Raw genomic sequence first — 17,588 nt, forward strand, 5'->3', positions numbered from 1 at the left:
GTTAACGACGGCGAAATTCGTGGTGCTCAGAAAAATTCTCGCGTGCCGCAGCGCGCTGCCCGCTGTTGAGGTTGCTCGCGCGACGGCTTTCCTGTCCACGCAGTTGCTGGGACTGCCACGACGGTGAGCGGCTGTCATTCCCGCTGAAGACGTTTGAATGTGTATTCTGACGGGAGGCCAGACGTTGTTGCGAGTTGGATGATTCAACGCGTTGGCGAGCGGTTTCCCTTTGCTGCTGTGAAACCGGATGTTGCTCAGCTTTTGACTTCAGTTCTGAGCGGTGCTGCTGTTGCGTAGTGGATTTATTCAGCGTCTTCTGTGCTGCTTCACGACGGCTGTTGTTTTGTGTTTCGTCATAGCCACGATAGTTATTGCGCTGGGCAATTTGATTTAGCTGTGAAGAGGCGGCTTTACGTTGAGCATCCCGCGATGTCTGACCCGACAAGTTTGCCGGAGAGGTCTGGCTACGCTGTTGGAACTGCGTCATTGCGGCCTGACGCTGGCTGTCTCGTGTGGCAGCGGTGGTCGGTGTATGTTGAGTGGCGCTTAAACCCCCGCTAACGTTGGTCTGATGAAAACGTTGTGCGACCGCGTCGTTCTGGTAAGGCACGCCGTTACGGTACGCAGGGTTGTGCTGCCAGGCAATGTTTTGCCCTTTCAGGTTTTGTCCGGAGATATGGTTGAAATTGTTAACATCAATATTGATGTTATCTCCGTTGTGCTGGTAGCCATTACCGCCGTGAGGGCCGTCATGGTCATGGTAGTCATCATCATGGTGATGGTCGTCGTCATCCCAGTCGATGTTACTGAACAGCGCATAGGTCGTCGCAACGCCCAGGCTATAGCCGAAACCTTTGACGAAGCTATCGGCAAATTGCTCTCCCGGAGGGGGCGGCAGATAGACGGGCGGGTAGGCAGTATTAGGCCAGCTGCCGTAAACAACGGTTGGATTGTAGTTCGGCACATATACCACCTGTGGATCGGTCGGCTCAATTTTGATAACCGTCGAGGTGGGGGCGCTGCTGGTCACTTTCGTCGTTGATGATGATGGCGTCTGAACCACGGTTGTTTTCTGGGTGTTCGTGACCGTTTGCTGTGGTGTGGATTTTAGCGAACCTGTTTGCTGAGCTAGCAAACGCAGGCGTTGTACGGCATCCATCACGTCCTGTGGCTGTGCCAGAAACGCATTCCCCAGGTTTTGTACCCAGTCAGGGTTTTCGCCCATCAGAGCCATCAGTTGCGGAAATGCCACCAGCGACTTCACGCTGGGGTCCCATGACTGGCCGGACACTGCCTGAATGGCGGCATCACCTTGCAGTGTCGGGTTATCACGAGACCACTGAACCGCCTGTACCACGTTCGATGGATACGTTGAGGCCATCAACACCTGAGAAAGTAACGGGTCAGGGTAGAGCGCAACAGGGGCGACCCACTGATCAAGTTGAGCAGTGGTATACGTTGTTGCCGCAACCGGGGCGACTGCGGGAGCCGCAGCAACGGGCGGTTGAGGCGCTACTGCCGGGGCTGGCTGCGAGGGGGCTTCTGGTGTGCGGCTGTTTACAAACAGCACGCCCGCACCGACAAATAACCCTGCACTGCACGCCAGAGCAATGATATGGGGCTTAAAGGGCAACGTCATTTTATCTCTCCCGACTCAGTAAGAATCGTCATAGTCATTATGCCTGCCGCCAGTGGGTGCAGTGTTCCGTGAGTATAAAGAGACAATAGTTTAATTTTTGACGAATCTTGGGATCGTTAACGCAAGTTTATTATCAGGGAGCTAAATAATGTGACTAAACATTGCTGGCGAAAATTATCATTCCCCTTCTGCCATTGCGAAGAGCATTAGACCATCCTTAACGATTCAGCCAATTTTTTATGTTGCTTTTTTGTAAACAGATTAACACCCAACGAAAATCCTGTTATTGTGCCTTTTGCGGTACCGGGCATTTACCCTACTAACTGCTGTCTCACAGGAGCGTGAAGAGAATCGCCCATATACAAAAGCGCCGCATTATGACAATGAGAGCGAGGAGATATCGTCGTGCTAGAAGAATACCGTAAGCACGTAGCTGAGCGTGCCGCCCAGGGGATTGTGCCGAAACCCTTAGACGCAACCCAAATGGCTGCACTTGTCGAGCTGCTGAAGACCCCGCCTGTGGGCGAAGAAGAATTCCTGTTAGACCTGTTGATTAACCGCGTTCCCCCTGGCGTAGATGAAGCCGCTTACGTTAAAGCCGGTTTTCTCGCCGCTGTCGCTAAAGGTGACACTACCTCTCCGCTGATCACGCCAGAAAAAGCCATCGAACTGCTGGGTACCATGCAGGGCGGTTATAACATTCATCCGCTGATTGATGCGCTGGACGATGCCAAACTGGCGCCGATTGCCGCCAAAGCGCTCTCTTCAACGCTGCTGATGTTTGATAACTTCTACGATGTAGAAGAAAAAGCCAAAGCTGGCAACGAATATGCTAAGCAAGTGATGCAGTCCTGGGCTGATGCCGAATGGTTCCTGAACCGTCCTGCTCTGGCTGAAAAAATCACCGTTACCGTCTTCAAAGTGACGGGTGAAACCAACACCGATGACCTGTCTCCGGCCCCGGACGCGTGGTCTCGCCCTGATATTCCGTTGCACGCCCTGGCGATGCTGAAAAACGCCCGTGAAGGTATCGAGCCGGATCAGCCGGGTGTTGTTGGCCCGATCAAACAGATCGAAGCATTACAGAAAAAAGGTTACCCGCTGGCCTATGTGGGTGACGTTGTCGGTACCGGTTCTTCGCGTAAATCTGCGACCAACTCCGTGCTGTGGTTTATGGGTGATGATATCCCTCATGTACCGAACAAGCGTGGCGGTGGTTTGTGTCTGGGCGGAAAAATTGCACCGATCTTCTTCAACACCATGGAAGATGCGGGCGCGCTGCCGATTGAAGTGGACGTAAGCAACCTGAACATGGGCGACGTAATTGACGTTTACCCATTCAAGGGCGAAGTGCGTAACCACGAAACCAACGAACTGCTGGCTACCTTCGAACTGAAAACCGATGTGCTGGTTGACGAAGTGCGCGCCGGTGGCCGTATTCCGCTGATTATCGGTCGTGGTCTGACTACCAAAGCGCGTGAAGCTCTGGGCCTGCCGCACAGTGATGTATTCCGTCAGGCGAAAGATGTGGCGGAAAGCAGCCGCGGCTTCTCTCTGGCACAGAAAATGGTTGGCCGCGCATGTGGCGTAACCGGCGTCCGTCCGGGTGCCTACTGTGAACCGAAGATGACTTCCGTCGGCTCTCAGGATACCACCGGCCCAATGACCCGCGACGAACTGAAAGACCTGGCGTGCCTGGGCTTCTCTTCTGACCTGGTGATGCAGTCGTTCTGTCATACCGCTGCGTATCCGAAACCGGTTGACGTGACCACCCACCATACTCTGCCTGACTTCATCATGAACCGTGGCGGCGTGTCGCTGCGTCCGGGTGATGGCGTAATCCACTCCTGGCTGAACCGTATGCTGCTGCCGGATACCGTCGGTACCGGTGGTGACTCCCATACTCGTTTCCCAATCGGTATCTCTTTCCCGGCGGGTTCTGGTCTGGTGGCGTTCGCGGCTGCGACCGGCGTGATGCCGCTGGATATGCCGGAATCTGTTCTGGTGCGTTTCAAAGGCAAAATGCAGCCGGGTATCACCCTGCGTGACCTGGTTCATGCCATCCCGCTGTACGCGATCAAACAAGGTCTGCTGACCGTTGAGAAGAAAGGTAAGAAAAACATCTTCTCTGGCCGCATTCTGGAAATTGAAGGTCTGCCGGATCTGAAAGTTGAGCAGGCATTCGAACTGACCGATGCGTCCGCTGAGCGTTCCGCTGCCGGTTGTACCATCAAGCTGAACAAAGAGCCGATCGTTGAGTACCTCAGCTCCAACATCGTTCTGCTGAAATGGATGATCGCGGAAGGCTACGGCGATCGCCGTACGCTGGAACGTCGTGTACAGGGCATGGAAAAATGGCTGGCGGATCCGCAGCTGCTGGAAGCCGATGCTGACGCCGAATACGCGGCAGTGATCGACATCGATCTGGCGGATATCAAAGAGCCGATCCTGTGTGCACCGAACGATCCGGACGACGCGCGTCTGCTGTCTGACGTGCAGGGCGAGAAGATTGACGAAGTGTTCATCGGTTCCTGCATGACAAACATTGGTCACTTCCGTGCCGCGGGTAAACTGCTGGATGCGCATAAAGGCCAGTTGCCAACGCGTCTGTGGGTTGCTCCACCAACGCGTATGGATGCGGCACAGCTTACCGAGGAAGGCTATTACAGCGTCTTTGGTAAGAGCGGGGCGCGTATCGAGATTCCTGGCTGTTCACTGTGCATGGGTAACCAGGCGCGTGTGGCAGACGGTGCGACAGTCGTTTCTACCTCAACCCGTAACTTCCCGAACCGTTTAGGTACGGGGGCGAACGTCTACCTAGCTTCTGCAGAGCTGGCGGCGGTTGCTGCGCTGATCGGTAAACTGCCGACAGCGGAAGAGTATCAGACCTATGTGGCGCAGGTAGATAAAACGGCCGTGGATACTTACCGGTATCTGAACTTTGACCAGCTCTCTCAGTACACCGAGAAAGCAGATAGCGTGATTTTCCAGACTGCGGTTTAATTCGCGACCACATTTAGCGTAAAAACGCATCAATGCCCGAAGAGGCTGGCTTCTCCGGGCATTTTTATTTCTATTCCTTATACCCGCTACACTTTTTTTCTGCCGCGCTGCTGCGATAATTACAGCAAGGTGCAATGCGGTATTGGCGCATTGCCGGGAGCAGAGGAAGACATTATGGATTACGAATTTCTGCGCGATGTTACCGGGCGGGTTTTAGTGCGTATGTCCATGGGCCATGAAGTCGTGGGGCACTGGTTTAATGAAGAAGTGAAAGAGAACATGGCCTTGCTTGATGAAGTGGAACAGGCAGCGCGTGCGGTAAAAGGCAGTGAACGTTCCTGGCAGCGAGCAGGGCATGAATACACGCTCTGGCTGGATGGCGAAGAGGTTATGGTTCGCGCCAATCAACTGGAGTTCACGGGCGATGAAATGGAAGAAGGAATGAATTACTACGACGAAGAGAGTTTATCTTTGTGCGGCGTTGAAGATTTCTTGCAGGTGGTTGCCGCGTATCGTGAATTTGTGCAACAGCGTTAATTCGCACTCGCCTCTGCCGGGGGCGCTGTGCTACCCGGCCTGGCACAACGATGTTATTCCCTGTTCGTAGGCCCGATAAGCGTAGCGCCATCGGGCAAGGTGCCTTATTTGACGTAAGCCAACAGGCTTAAGGAGTCGCGCGCCAGCGCTTTGCATTTTTTCGCGACCGGAATACCAATACCGCTCAAATCGCGATAGCTGTCTTCACCGAGTGCTTTCATATCGAAGGTATCGTAATTACTGAGGTCCCACTGGTTCTGTTGAGCAAAAAAGACCAGTGCGCGACGTATCTGCCCGTTGGGCAAATTCTGGTAGCCACAGTCATTTTTCAGAAAAACAAAAACCGCCGTTAAATCGGCCATATCTTCGGCTTCGGATTCACTAAGCGCGTAGCTATTTGCGCATACTGCCATCAGGCTGCCGAACAAAACTGTTCTGAAAAACGTCTTCATTGCTTCTACCACTGCATCACGGAAATTAAACGTTAGCATACTGAGAGCGAAGCGACGACCTTTATTATCAGCCGTTCACTTGACCTTCCCGTAAGGGGAGGGCTTATGCTTAAAAGATAGCCTGCTTAAGCTGCTGAATATAAGGAAATGAATATGCAACGTCGTGACTTTTTAAAGTACTCCGTGGCGCTGGGCGTCGCGTCAGCTTTACCTTTGTGGAGCCGCACCGTTTTTGCGGCTGACCGTCCTGCGTTACCCATTCCTGACCTGTTAACTGCGGATGCTTCTAATCGCATACAGCTGATTGTGAAAGCTGGGCAGTCGACGTTTGCGGGGAAAACCGCCACCACCTGGGGATATAACGGTAACGTGCTCGGACCCGCGGTAAAACTGAATAAAGGTCAGGCGGTGAGTGTGGATATCCATAATCAACTGGCCGAAGAGACGACGCTGCACTGGCATGGGCTGGAAATCCCCGGAGAAGTCGATGGCGGGCCGCAAGGCGTTATTCCGGCGGGTGGGAAGCGTTCAGTGACCTTTACCCCTGCGCAACGGGCAGCAACCTGTTGGTTCCATCCACATCAACACGGGAAAACCGGACGTCAGGTTGCGATGGGCCTGGCCGGACTGGTGCTGATTGAAGATGACGAGATCCGCAAACTACTGCTACCGAAGCAGTGGGGTATCGACGATGTGCCGGTGATTATTCAGGACAAACAGTTTTCCGCTGACGGACAAATTAATTACCAGTTGGATATGATGACCGCCGCCGTCGGTTGGTTTGGCGATACGCTGCTAACCAATGGGGCGATTTACCCACAACATGCCGCACCACGCGGCTGGTTGCGCCTGCGTCTGCTGAATGGCTGTAACGCACGCTCGCTTAATATCGCGGCCAGCGATAACCGTCCCCTGTATGTGATTGCCAGTGATGGTGGATTGTTAGCTGAGCCGGTAAAAGTGACCGAACTGCCGATGCTGATGGGTGAGCGTTTTGAAGTATTGGTGGATGTGAGCGACGGAAAAGCCTTTGATTTGGTCACTCTGCCGGTGAGCCAGATGGGGATGGCGATCGCGCCATTTGATAAACCACATCCGGTGATGCGTATTCAACCGCTGCTTATTACCGCTTCCGGGACGCTGCCGGATACGCTGACCACCCTGCCAGCGCTGCCTTCTCTGGATGGACTGACGGTGCGTAAACTGCAATTGTCGATGGACCCGATGCTCGACATGATGGGCATGCAGATGCTGATGCAAAAGTATGGCGATCAGGCGATGGCCGGGATGGATCACGGGCAAATGATGGGCCATATGAACAGCAGCAACATGAGTCACGGTAACATGAGCCACGGCAATATGAATCACGGCAATATGGGCAGCATGAAACAGGGTGATATGAGCAATATGAAACATGGCGGGTCGTTTGATTTCCATAACGCCAATCGGATTAATGGCCTGCCCTTTGATATGAATAAACCGATGTTTGCCGCGGCGAAAGGCCAGCATGAACGCTGGGTCATTTCCGGTCAGGGTGACATGATGCTGCATCCGTTCCATATTCACGGCACGCAGTTCCGCATCCTCTCTGAGAATGGCAAAGCGCCGGCCACGCATCGCGCAGGCTGGAAGGACACCGTGCGTGTTGAAGGTGGCGTCAGTGAGGTGCTGGTGAAGTTTGACCACGACGCGCCGAAAGAACATGCCTATATGGCGCACTGCCATCTGCTGGAGCACGAAGACACCGGCATGATGCTCGGTTTTACGGTTTAAACAACGACGTCTCTTCGCTTACCCGGCCTACAGGATATTTCTTGTCGGCCGGGTATGGCGCATCCCCTGCATATTCTGCCATTGAACATAAAGTAATCGCCTTTGGGGCCGATAATCATCATGTACCCAATGTGAGTTCAATGGATGAAAAAACGTGATTAAAAATATTCGTGTTATTACCGGTATCCTGCTGGTTCTCGCCATTTTCTGTTTACTGCAGGCCGTTACGGGAAGCCTGTTTTATTCTGCGGTAAACAATGATAGGCAGAATTTCCAGAACTCAGGCACCCTCAACGCTCAGCAAGAAAATCTGAGTGACAGCGTCAATACGTTGATTAAAACCCGTGTTACGGTGACACGCGTCGCCATCCGCTTTTTAAAAAATCAGAGCGATCCTGCTTCTTTAGCCGCGATCAACACGCTGCTCAATACCGCCAGTGATTCAATGAAGAAGGCTGAAGGTTATTTCGCCCGGTATCAGGGATTACCACAGGTTACAGGGCAAGATCCGCAGATCGCCAGTGAAATGGAAAAGCAATATCGCCAGATGCACGAAGTGATGAAATTATCGATTGAGTATCTGCGAGCGAATAACTATCAGGCTTATGGCGATCTTGATGCCCAGAAAGCGCAGGATGAAATGGAAGCGAGCTATGACCACTGGCGAAACGAGAATAATGCGCTGCTGCAGCACGCTGCTGCGGAGAATCAGCTCAGTTTTTCCCGTATGCAGTGGACGCTGGGAGGCATCGTTCTGGTTGTGCTGATCGTTCTGGGCATGATCTGGAGCGGGTTGCAACACATCCTGCTGAAGCCGCTGGCGCAGATTATGGAGCATATTCGCGTCATTACCGGTGGAGATTTAACCCATAAGCTTAATGTTGAAGGTCGCAACGAAATGGGCCGACTGGCGATGGGGTTGGAAGAGATGCAACAGTCGCTGATTTCGACAGTCACTGCCGTACGTAATAGCTCGGAGTCAATTCATACCGGGGCCGCTGAAATTTCCTCGGGTAATAACGACCTTTCTTCGCGCACTGAGCAGCAGGCGGCCTCGCTTGAGGAAACTGCCGCCAGCATGGAGCAGTTGACTGCGACAGTGAAGCAGAATACGGACAATGCGAAACAGGCAACCCAATTGGCGAAAAACGCCTCTGATACTGCCGCTCGCGGGGGGCGTGTTGTTGATACCGTTGTTCATACAATGAGTGAAATAGCGGACAGCTCGCAGCAAATCGCGCAGATCACGAACGTTATCGACAGTATTGCATTCCAGACCAACATTCTGGCGCTGAACGCCGCAGTAGAAGCGGCCAGAGCAGGAGAACAGGGGCGCGGATTTGCGGTTGTAGCCGGTGAGGTACGGACTCTGGCAAGCCGTAGTGCCCAGGCAGCAAAAGAGATCAAAGCGCTGATTGATAATTCAACTCACTGTGTCGGCATGGGATCGCAGCAGGTTTCGGATGCCGGTAAAACCATGGCTGAAATTGTCGCGGCGGTGACCCGTGTGACCGATATCATGGGCGAAATTGCGTCTGCTTCTGAAGAGCAGAGTCGGGGGATTGAACAGGTTAGCCTCGCGGTTTCGCAGATGGACAGCGTTACCCAGCAAAACGCCGCGCTGGTGGAGGAGTCTGCGGCGGCGGCGGCCTCACTGGAGCAACAGGCCGAGCAGTTGCGGCAGGCTGTTGCGGTATTTCGCATTACCCGTGAGAAGGCGGTAAGCGGGGCACGAAAACCATCGCAGGACGCTCCGCGCCAGGATCGCGTTGTCTCTACTACCCAGGATCAACATTGGGAAACGTTCTGACCTGAAAAAGTCCGATTTTGTTCACGCTAAAAGCCGGGTTCGTTGCCCGGCTTTTATGTATTTAGAGCGCGTTAAAATGCGTGCGCAGGTTCTCTTACTAACTATCAGAGGAATGCGGTCTCTTTGCTGGTATACTTCACCCACTGAATTGTTTGTATGCTGTCGCAAGTTTTGTGGTTAGTGCGAGCCACCGCCTCTCTGTCGGTGTATCAAGGTAAGCGCTTTCTTTCGATTTGCATGATGTGTTAACTGATAAAAATCAGTGAGTTATTTCTTTTATGAAACATACTGTAGAAGTCATGATCCCGGAAGCGGAGATCAAAGCGCGTATTGCCGAATTGGGGCGTCAGATTAACGAGCGTTACAAGGACAGCGGCAGTGATATGGTGCTGGTAGGCCTGTTACGCGGTTCATTTATGTTTATGGCTGACCTGTGCCGCGAAGTGCATGTCTCCCACGAAGTCGATTTCATGACCGCCTCCAGCTACGGCAGCGGAATGTCCACCACACGTGATGTTAAAATCCTCAAAGACCTGGATGAAGACATTCGTGGCAAAGACGTGCTGATTGTTGAAGACATCATCGACTCCGGCAACACGCTGTCTAAAGTGCGTGAAATCCTGAGTCTGCGTGAACCTAAATCTCTGGCGATTTGTACGTTGCTGGATAAACCTTCTCGCCGTGAAGTGAATGTACCGGTCGAGTTTATCGGTTTCTCCATTCCAGATGAGTTCGTTGTTGGCTACGGCATTGACTATGCACAACGTTATCGCCATCTGCCGTATGTTGGCAAAGTGGTGTTGCTGGACGAGTAATGGACTGGAGCGCCTGATGGCGCTTCGCTTATCAGGCCTACAGCGCTGATTTGTAGGCCTGATAAGGCGTAACTGCCACCCGGCAGTATCGCCTTACTTATGGTTGCTGTGCTTCTGGCTGAGGTTCGACAACCCCTGTCGGTAGCGTTGTTCCAGCGTTTCGCGGCTGGTGGCCGTGACGTCCAGATCGCGCAGAAGACCATCATGAATACCGTAAGCCCATCCGTGAATCGTCACTTTCTGACCGCGTTTCCAGGCTGAACGCATGATTGTCGAATGGCCCAGGTTATAGACCTGCTCCATAACATTCAGTTCGCACAGGGTGTCCATGCGACGTTCCTGCGGCATTTCACCCAGCAGTGAGCTGTGTTTAAACCAGATATCGCGGATATGCAGCAACCAGTTATCAATCAGCCCCTGTTCTTTATTTTCAATGGCTGCCTGGACACCGCCGCATCCATAGTGGCCACAAATAATAATGTGTTCCACTTCCAGCACATCCACCGCATACTGAACCACTGAGAGACAGTTCAGGTCGGTGTGAATAACCAGATTAGCAACATTACGGTGAACAAACAGTTCACCCGGTTCAAGACCGGTTAAACGTTCAGCGGGAACGCGACTGTCGGAACATCCAATCCATAGAAAACGCGGATTTTGTGCATGTGTCAGCGTTTCAAAAAATCCGGGATCCTCTTCTACCAGCATCTTTGACCATAGTGCATTGTTGCTGATAAGTGTATCTATGTCTTTCATGGAGTTGTACAACCCGAAGCCAGATAAATTCGATGGGCTAATATAGGGTAACTCCAGCATTATTTAAACTATATATAAAATGTCAGAACGTAAGGTAAGTAAAAAACCATGACCATTGCTCTGGAACTTCAAAAACTTAAAAAAACCTATCCCGGTGGCGTTCAGGCGTTGCGTGGCATAGATTTGCAAGTCGAAGCGGGTGATTTCTATGCGCTGCTAGGTCCCAATGGCGCGGGAAAGTCCACTACCATCGGCATTATCAGCTCGCTGGTGAATAAAACCTCCGGTCGGGTTAGCGTCTTCGGGTTCGATCTTGATAAAGATACGGTTAATGCCAAGCGCCAGCTTGGGCTGGTGCCGCAGGAGTTCAACTTTAACCCGTTTGAAACCGTGCAACAGATCGTGGTGAATCAGGCGGGTTATTACGGCGTTGAGCATAAAGAGGCGGTTAAGCGCAGTGAAATTTATCTAAAACAGCTCGACCTGTGGGAAAAACGCAACGAGCGTGCGCGTATGCTGTCCGGCGGGATGAAGCGCCGCCTGATGATTGCCCGCGCGCTGATGCATGAGCCAAAGTTGCTTATCCTCGATGAACCTACTGCCGGTGTTGATATTGAATTACGCCGCTCAATGTGGGGCTTTTTGAAGGATTTAAACGATAAAGGTACGACGATTATTCTAACCACCCACTACCTCGAAGAAGCGGAAATGCTGTGTCGGAACATCGGCATTATTCAGCATGGTGAGCTGGTAGAAAATACCTCGATGAAGAATCTGCTCTCCAAGCTCAAATCTGAGACGTTTATTCTCGATCTGGCGGCGAAAAGTCCGCTACCTAAGCTGGAAGGCTATCAATACCGTCTGGTTGATACCTCAACGCTGGAAGTTGAAGTTCTGCGCGAGCAGGGGGTGAACAGCGTGTTCTCGCAGCTGAGCGCTCAGGGTATTCAGGTATTGAGTATGCGGAACAAGGCGAACCGACTGGAAGAGCTGTTTGTTTCTCTGGTTCATGAAAAACAAGGAGATCGCGCATGATGCAGCTCTACTGGGTCGCGCTGAAAAGCATCTGGGCGAAAGAGATCCACCGCTTTATGCGTATCTGGGTGCAAACCCTGGTACCGCCCGTTATCACCATGACGCTCTATTTTATTATCTTTGGTAATTTGATTGGCTCACGGATCGGTGAAATGCACGGCTTTAGCTACATGCAGTTTATCGTGCCGGGGCTTATCATGATGGCGGTGATTACCAACTCGTACGCCAACGTGGCGTCGTCATTTTTTAGCGCCAAGTTTCAGCGCAACATTGAAGAACTGTTGGTTGCACCGGTACCGACGCACGTTATCATCGCCGGTTTTGTCGGCGGTGGTGTGGCTCGCGGTCTGTGTGTGGGCATACTGGTCACAGCTATCTCTCTGTTCTTTGTTCCGTTCCAGGTGCACTCCTGGGTCTTCGTGGCGCTGACGCTGGTGCTAACGGCGGTGCTGTTTTCGCTGGCGGGCTTGCTGAACGCGGTTTTTGCCAAAACCTTTGACGATATCAGTCTGATCCCGACCTTCGTGTTAACGCCGCTGACCTATCTGGGGGGCGTTTTCTATTCGTTAACGCTGCTGCCGCCATTCTGGCAGGGACTGTCGCACCTGAACCCGATTGTCTACATGATTAGCGGATTCCGCTACGGCTTCCTCGGCATTCACGATGTGCCGCTGGTGACGACCTTCGGTGTGCTGGTGGTGTTTATCGCCGCATTTTATTTACTGTGCTGGTATCTGATTCAGCGCGGGCGCGGGCTGCGCAACTAAATGTTAAAAGGCGACGTGAGTCGCCTTTTTTTAGCGAATTTGTACTTCCAGTGTGGCTGTTGCCTGATATTGTCCGGTATGTGGCGTTTTGCCGGTGGTATTTACCGGAGCGGTGGTAAATGTCGAACTGCCACTGCCATCCTGATAATCATCGACGGGCAATTCCGTGCTGCCGTTCGGCACGATGGTATTGTCCTCTTTGTCAGAAATACGAATTCCAATATTCTCATTATCGGTTTGCAAATAGTCGTTGTTATGCGGATCGTTAGTGCCTGCTAATGACAGCGAGAGATTGGTGCCATTGGCAACGTTGCTGCAGGTTAAGTTGACGCGGGTGGTGACATGAGATTCCTGCGGGCTGTCGCCAAGGTTGCGGATATCTTTTCCCTGAATATCCGGTAGTTTCACTTCGATAATCTGTCCGGCGTTTATAGAGCAAGACTGAGGAACGGTGATCGTGCCAGAGAGCGTGACGCGCGCGACCGGCGGCACGCCTGGCGGTACGTTATCGCCGCCGCTGGTAGCGGATTTTGATAGATACAGGTTCACGATGGTGGTTTCTGGGATGATTATCTCACCGACCAACGGATGGGTAATGTAGATCCTGACCCTGCCGCGGTTTCCTGCTGTCATCGCCCTCATATCTGCCCCAGTGCAGCCACCTCCTGTTGCGTCAAGGTTGCTGACGGCGGAAAAAGGCACGGGGACAAATTGCCCGAGTTTGCCAGCAATGTAGGTTTCAGAGCCGATCTCCAGCTTTCCCGCGACCAGTACGTAATAATACATATAGCCGTAGTAGCGGTTCTCACTGTAGGTGCCTTTTTGCGTCAGGTCGCCGGTTGTGGCGGTAAAGTAGTTATAGCCCCGATAATCAGTATTATCGCAATCACATACGGCGTTGTAGGTACCGCTGCCGGACCAATTCGATTCAATAATCGTCCCCCGCTGGTTGTTGTCTGTGCTGTCGATCGTCTGATTGACATCAAACGGATAATTTCGGGTGCCGCTTGTCGATTCGCACCATCCTGTACCGTTGCCAAAGTCTTCGGCCTTGGCGCATCCGGAAAGCGCGACTAACAGTAGTGCACAATACTTCAATTCTTTCAGGTTCATCGTATTCCTTTATTGGCACTGAGCCTGGCTTGTCACAATGCCATTGAGATTTTTTTGCGGGTCGAGGTGGTAGCTGGCGCGGCAGGTTTCATTCGCACTGTTTCCCCATCTCACGACAAGCACGCCTTCCTCTGGCAGCCCGCTCAAGAACACCTGTCCCTTATCAGCGACAATATTGGCCAGACTCTCGTTTTGTTGCGTAAGGCTGACTGTCGCGCCAAAGGGCACCGCGCTTGCGTTCGCGCGCAGAAGCGTGATAAGTGCCCGGTAGCCTTTGCGCGCATCGTAATCAGCACGCACGATGGCATTACGTGTCGGGTAGACGGTCTGGTTATTCATGGGGATATCAACGTTGTCTGCAAAAGTGCTGCTGTCCAGCGCGATATCGTAGCGGTAGTAAGGCGTGACGTTCGGGATCACTGTATATCCGCGGAAGTCGGTCGTAACGCCAGTCTGGTTGACGACCGAGACATTAGACGCGCCGGGCGCTTTGATGAGCACGGCCGCTCCGGTAATCGGTTGGCTCAGCGTTAGCCCATTTTCGTGGGCCAACATGCCGCCGCTAATACCGTAGCTGACTTGCCGGGAGTCGGGAGACTGGCTATAACCGGCGTTCACGTTGGCATACGTTCCTTTATAGCTGGCGCTTAACCCGCCGGAGTCGCCGCCGGTAGTGCTGTGGCTTTGCTGTATGGACCAGTTCAGGTTATCGTCGCGAAGGGCAGTACCGCTCAGGCTGGTGCTGTTAACGGTAGCGTCATGCTTACGGGTGCTGAGCATATAGTTAGCGTACATGCGCGAATCGAGCAGCGCGAAAGGTACGCTTACCGAGAGCGTGAACAGTTGATCGTTTTGATAATACCGATCGTTATCTGTTGCGCTGGACTGATAGGTATTGCGGTTATAGCTGTAACCCAGGGTATAACTCACCGCGCCAAAACGGTTGTTATAGCTTGCGCCCAGTGATTCCATTTTACGTTCACTGCGCCAATAGTTTTCTTTTATCCAGCTCAGTGTGAAGGACCCAAGTTTTCCACCAAGTTGCTGATTTAATGAGCTTTCAAAACGATTATGGCGCTTGCCATAGTAATCGTTGAAGCTCTCGTCTGGGTCCAGCACTTCTTCAAGCGAGTTGTAGTGTTCGCTGGCGTAGCGATACCCGGCAAGTGAAAGCGTGGTCCCTGTACTGACTACCCCTTTGCTATAGCGGACGCGCCAGGATTGACCAGTTTCTTTGTGACCATCATCAAACCGGGCATGTGACCAGGTTCCGTCCAGCGAGATAGCGCCGAGCATCTGCATATTCTGCCCGATCCCCAGTGCGGCAGATTGGTATGTGTTCCCGGCAACCTGTCCGCCGCCATAGAGTGTGATCCCCCAGGGAAGGCCATAGAGCAGGGTTGCCTGGGTGAAGCTATCGCCGGTGTGGTTGTTGCCGTCCCGGTACTTCCCTGCCGTTACGCTATATTTGGCGTGCCCGGTTCGTTGCAGAATAGGCAGTGAAGCGTAGGGGACAATAAAGTGTTGTTCACTGCCGTCGGCTTCCTTGACCGTCACGTCGTAGTCGCCGTTGCTGCCGGTGGGGAACATGTCGTTAATTTCGAACTCGCCAGGCGGGACGGCGGTCTGGTAAGCAACCCGGCCATTTTGTCGCACGGTGACCTGCGCGTTCGAACGGGCAATGCCGCGAATTGTCGGCGCGTAACCACGTAGGCTGTCCGGTTGCATTTGATCGTCTGATGCTAGCTGTATACCGCGAAAGGCAAGGCTGTCGAAGATGTCCGTGGGCGTGTTGCTGTCGCCGAGGGTGAGTTGACTCTTCAGCGCAATAATGTCGCGCTGAAGATAATTGTATACGGTATTCCAGCTCTGCTGCGTGTTGCCATCGCTGGTGTTGGCGTTCCAGTTGGTATAGTTACGAAAACGCCATGGTCCAACATTAATACCCGGCTGAAGTGCCAGATATTGCGAGTCGGTATCCGCCACATCGCGATTTTTTCCGAAGGTCTGATAACCGCTGAAACTGTAGTTGAGCAACAGGGCTGGGATTCCCTCCTGCCACTTTTCCGGCGGCACGTATCCTCGGGCGCTACTGGCAATGTACATTTGCGGGATGCTAATAAACAGTTGCTGTGCCTGAAAATCAAACTGCTGGCTGGCACCTGGGATCAGTGAAAGATCGGCGCATCCCCTGGCGGTGTTCAACGCGGGAAAAAGTTCAGTCTTTACTCCTGCGCTTTTTAATTCCGCTGTGAGTAAACAAGCCTGTAATACCTGGCGGCCATCGGGTAGAGTGACCTGTTGATAATCAACGTTTCGCGAACCCAGTGATGTCTTGTTGATTAAAATATCGGTGTAATAAGTACCCGGTAGCTGGCTTTGGTCAGTGGCAAATACGGAGAGATCTGCCGCTGTGATCTGTTGCGATCCGCGGTTTTCAATAAATGCCGGATCGAAGTAGTCCCTGGCCCAAACCTGATGCGTCAGCGCGCAGTGAAGCGCAACCATAAGAGCACTGCGTGAGAGATAAAACTGCACAGATTGTCCATTCCTCGTGCCCATAAATCATCCTTGGCCGTGTTTTTACTGCTCTTGTTTATGTATTGGTCCGGTCCCCCCAAAGTCATTAATAATTGACCAGGTGATGACACCACTCGCCCCCGACTGCAATGTGTACTGCGCGCTACCAAACGGCGGTGCATAGCGCGGTGCTTTCAGTTTGCTGCCACCGACCGCTATTTCGCCGAAATTCATGTAGTAGGGCGTTGGGTTGCGGACCGTTAATATGCTGCCGCTTCTTGACCACTGCAGCTGGTTGGTCACTTTTTCGGGTGTTTGCTTTAATGACGTGGGGCGGTAAATCAGTTTAAATTCCGCTTTAATCGCAATTTTAAGTTTGTTGCCTTTATCATCCGGATTAGTTCCGGGAATGGACTTGATATCTAACCAATAAAGGGACTCTCTGTCTTCGGGTATATTTCCACCTGTGCGAATAACACGTAAAACATTTCTTTTACCACCATCAAGTCGAAATAGTGGAGGGGTTACCATAAAAGGTGCATCACCTGTTTTACCCGTTTCACTAATTGACTGTACCCACGATTGAATTAAGTATGGGACGTTGTCATTATTGCTTATTGATATTGACTCATCTTTTGCATCGCCGTTAAAAATAACGCGCGTGGCACCAATGTTGATTCCTGCAGCATGAGCAAAAGGACAGGCGAAAAGGCTGACAGCAAGAACTGCCTTCGTCAAAGGATTCATCATGACCTCAACAAACAAAAGGGCCAACCCGCGTTGGCCGCTATGGATTAGTTGTATTGCAGGTAGAAGGTTGCAGTCGCGTCAACGCTACCCGCCGTTACGGTGTCGCTGGTTGAGATAAACTGGGCAGAGAATGGCATGGAAATTTCGGTCTGGCCGCTGGTGAGCGTAGATTTCGTTGACCATGCTGATTCATCATTCAACGCCAGCGCAGTATTGGCACTATCCAGAATTTGCACGCCTACACCGGTTGCATCACCCGTGTTTGCCAGTACGCTGGTGTCATACGGGTCCTGCGTACCTTCAAAACGGGTTTGGATATTTTCGTAGATTGATGAATCGCAGTTTTCCAGATCGATGGTGAAGGCTTCATTACTTTGCGTTTGCCCGGCAGCAGTAAAAACGGAGGCAAACTGGTCTTTCAGCGTGACGTCAATAGAGCTGGTCTTGACAGTACAGGCGTTTTGCAGAATTGTCCCTGTGATGTGGACGGTGCCATCGCTTGCGGTATCGGCTAATGCAGAAGTGGATATCAATAATGAAGCGAAAACCATTGTTTTCATTTTTTTGTTCATGAACTTAATCCTTTAAGATTAATTATTAATAACACAGTGTTAATCA

14 protein-coding genes are annotated in these 17,588 nt (G+C 52.2%); 7 read left to right on the forward strand and 7 right to left on the reverse strand.

All coding sequences use genetic code 11. The features are described from left to right. Nucleotide 1 precedes the first annotated feature (1 nt). Nucleotides 2-1,639 (reverse strand): DUF3300 domain-containing protein, encoded by a 1,638-nt coding sequence (locus NNN64_RS03645; RefSeq protein ID WP_271440517.1) that lies wholly within the window; start codon nucleotides 1,637-1,639, stop codon nucleotides 2-4. Between the two features lie 405 nt (nucleotides 1,640-2,044). Here NNN64_RS03645 and acnB point away from each other — a divergent pair, with 405 nt between their 5' ends. After that, on the forward strand, nucleotides 2,045-4,642 hold the full coding sequence (acnB, locus tag NNN64_RS03650; protein WP_271440518.1) for a bifunctional aconitate hydratase 2/2-methylisocitrate dehydratase: 2,598 nt from the start codon (nucleotides 2,045-2,047) through the stop codon (nucleotides 4,640-4,642). A gap of 174 nt (nucleotides 4,643-4,816) precedes the next feature. Beyond that, complete coding sequence (gene yacL, locus NNN64_RS03655; protein WP_271440519.1) at nucleotides 4,817-5,179, forward strand: protein YacL; 363 nt, start codon at nucleotides 4,817-4,819, stop codon at nucleotides 5,177-5,179. 104 nt (nucleotides 5,180-5,283) lie between these two features. Here yacL and NNN64_RS03660 read toward each other — a convergent pair whose 3' ends face one another. Further along, entirely contained in the window at nucleotides 5,284-5,631 is a 348-nt protein-coding gene (locus tag NNN64_RS03660; RefSeq protein ID WP_001295568.1) for a YacC family pilotin-like protein, read from the reverse strand. Nucleotides 5,632-5,784: 153 nt separating this feature from the next. On the opposite strand from NNN64_RS03660, the gene cueO reads away from it, so the two are divergent. The 3 genes from cueO (at nucleotide 5,785) to hpt (ending at nucleotide 10,029) form a co-directional block, all read left to right on the forward strand. Further along, complete coding sequence (cueO, locus tag NNN64_RS03665; protein ID WP_271440520.1) at nucleotides 5,785-7,404, forward strand: multicopper oxidase CueO; 1,620 nt, start codon at nucleotides 5,785-5,787, stop codon at nucleotides 7,402-7,404. 154 nt (nucleotides 7,405-7,558) lie between these two features. Further along, nucleotides 7,559-9,214: a methyl-accepting chemotaxis citrate transducer gene (gene tcp / locus NNN64_RS03670; protein WP_271440521.1), complete on the forward strand. Its 1,656-nt coding sequence runs from the start codon at nucleotides 7,559-7,561 to the stop codon at nucleotides 9,212-9,214. Nucleotides 9,215-9,492: 278 nt separating this feature from the next. Beyond that, the gene (gene hpt / locus NNN64_RS03675) at nucleotides 9,493-10,029 is read left to right on the forward strand and encodes a hypoxanthine phosphoribosyltransferase (protein ID WP_003018658.1); all 537 of its coding nucleotides are present in this window, start codon (nucleotides 9,493-9,495) and stop codon (nucleotides 10,027-10,029) included. Nucleotides 10,030-10,122: 93 nt separating this feature from the next. Here hpt and can read toward each other — a convergent pair whose 3' ends face one another. Next, complete coding sequence (gene can / locus NNN64_RS03680; RefSeq protein ID WP_003018654.1) at nucleotides 10,123-10,785, reverse strand: carbonate dehydratase; 663 nt, start codon at nucleotides 10,783-10,785, stop codon at nucleotides 10,123-10,125. A gap of 108 nt (nucleotides 10,786-10,893) precedes the next feature. Between can and NNN64_RS03685 the strand changes: the two genes are divergently transcribed. After that, on the forward strand, nucleotides 10,894-11,820 hold the full coding sequence (locus NNN64_RS03685; RefSeq protein WP_271440522.1) for an ABC transporter ATP-binding protein: 927 nt from the start codon (nucleotides 10,894-10,896) through the stop codon (nucleotides 11,818-11,820). Continuing rightward, nucleotides 11,817-12,587, forward strand: a complete 771-nt coding sequence (locus NNN64_RS03690; protein ID WP_271440523.1) for an ABC transporter permease — start codon at nucleotides 11,817-11,819, stop codon at nucleotides 12,585-12,587. The genes NNN64_RS03685 and NNN64_RS03690 overlap by 4 nt, the downstream gene beginning before the upstream one ends. A 30-nt stretch (nucleotides 12,588-12,617) precedes the next feature. Here NNN64_RS03690 and NNN64_RS03695 read toward each other — a convergent pair whose 3' ends face one another. From NNN64_RS03695 to NNN64_RS03710, 4 genes are read right to left on the reverse strand one after another with little or no spacing between them, the layout of a single operon-like run. Further along, on the reverse strand, nucleotides 12,618-13,700 hold the full coding sequence (locus NNN64_RS03695; protein WP_271440524.1) for a fimbrial protein: 1,083 nt from the start codon (nucleotides 13,698-13,700) through the stop codon (nucleotides 12,618-12,620). 9 nt (nucleotides 13,701-13,709) lie between these two features. Beyond that, complete coding sequence (locus tag NNN64_RS03700) at nucleotides 13,710-16,262, reverse strand: fimbrial outer membrane usher protein (protein ID WP_271440525.1); 2,553 nt, start codon at nucleotides 16,260-16,262, stop codon at nucleotides 13,710-13,712. A gap of 21 nt (nucleotides 16,263-16,283) precedes the next feature. Beyond that, a complete protein-coding gene (locus tag NNN64_RS03705; RefSeq protein ID WP_271440527.1) occupies nucleotides 16,284-16,967 on the reverse strand; it encodes a fimbria/pilus periplasmic chaperone in 684 nt (227 codons plus the stop codon). 47 nt (nucleotides 16,968-17,014) lie between these two features. Continuing rightward, a complete protein-coding gene (locus tag NNN64_RS03710; protein ID WP_271440526.1) occupies nucleotides 17,015-17,542 on the reverse strand; it encodes a fimbrial protein in 528 nt (175 codons plus the stop codon). Nucleotides 17,543-17,588 lie beyond the last annotated feature (46 nt).

Source organism: Citrobacter sp. Igbk 14 (genome assembly GCF_028069825.1).
Lineage (GTDB): Bacteria > Pseudomonadota > Gammaproteobacteria > Enterobacterales > Enterobacteriaceae > Citrobacter.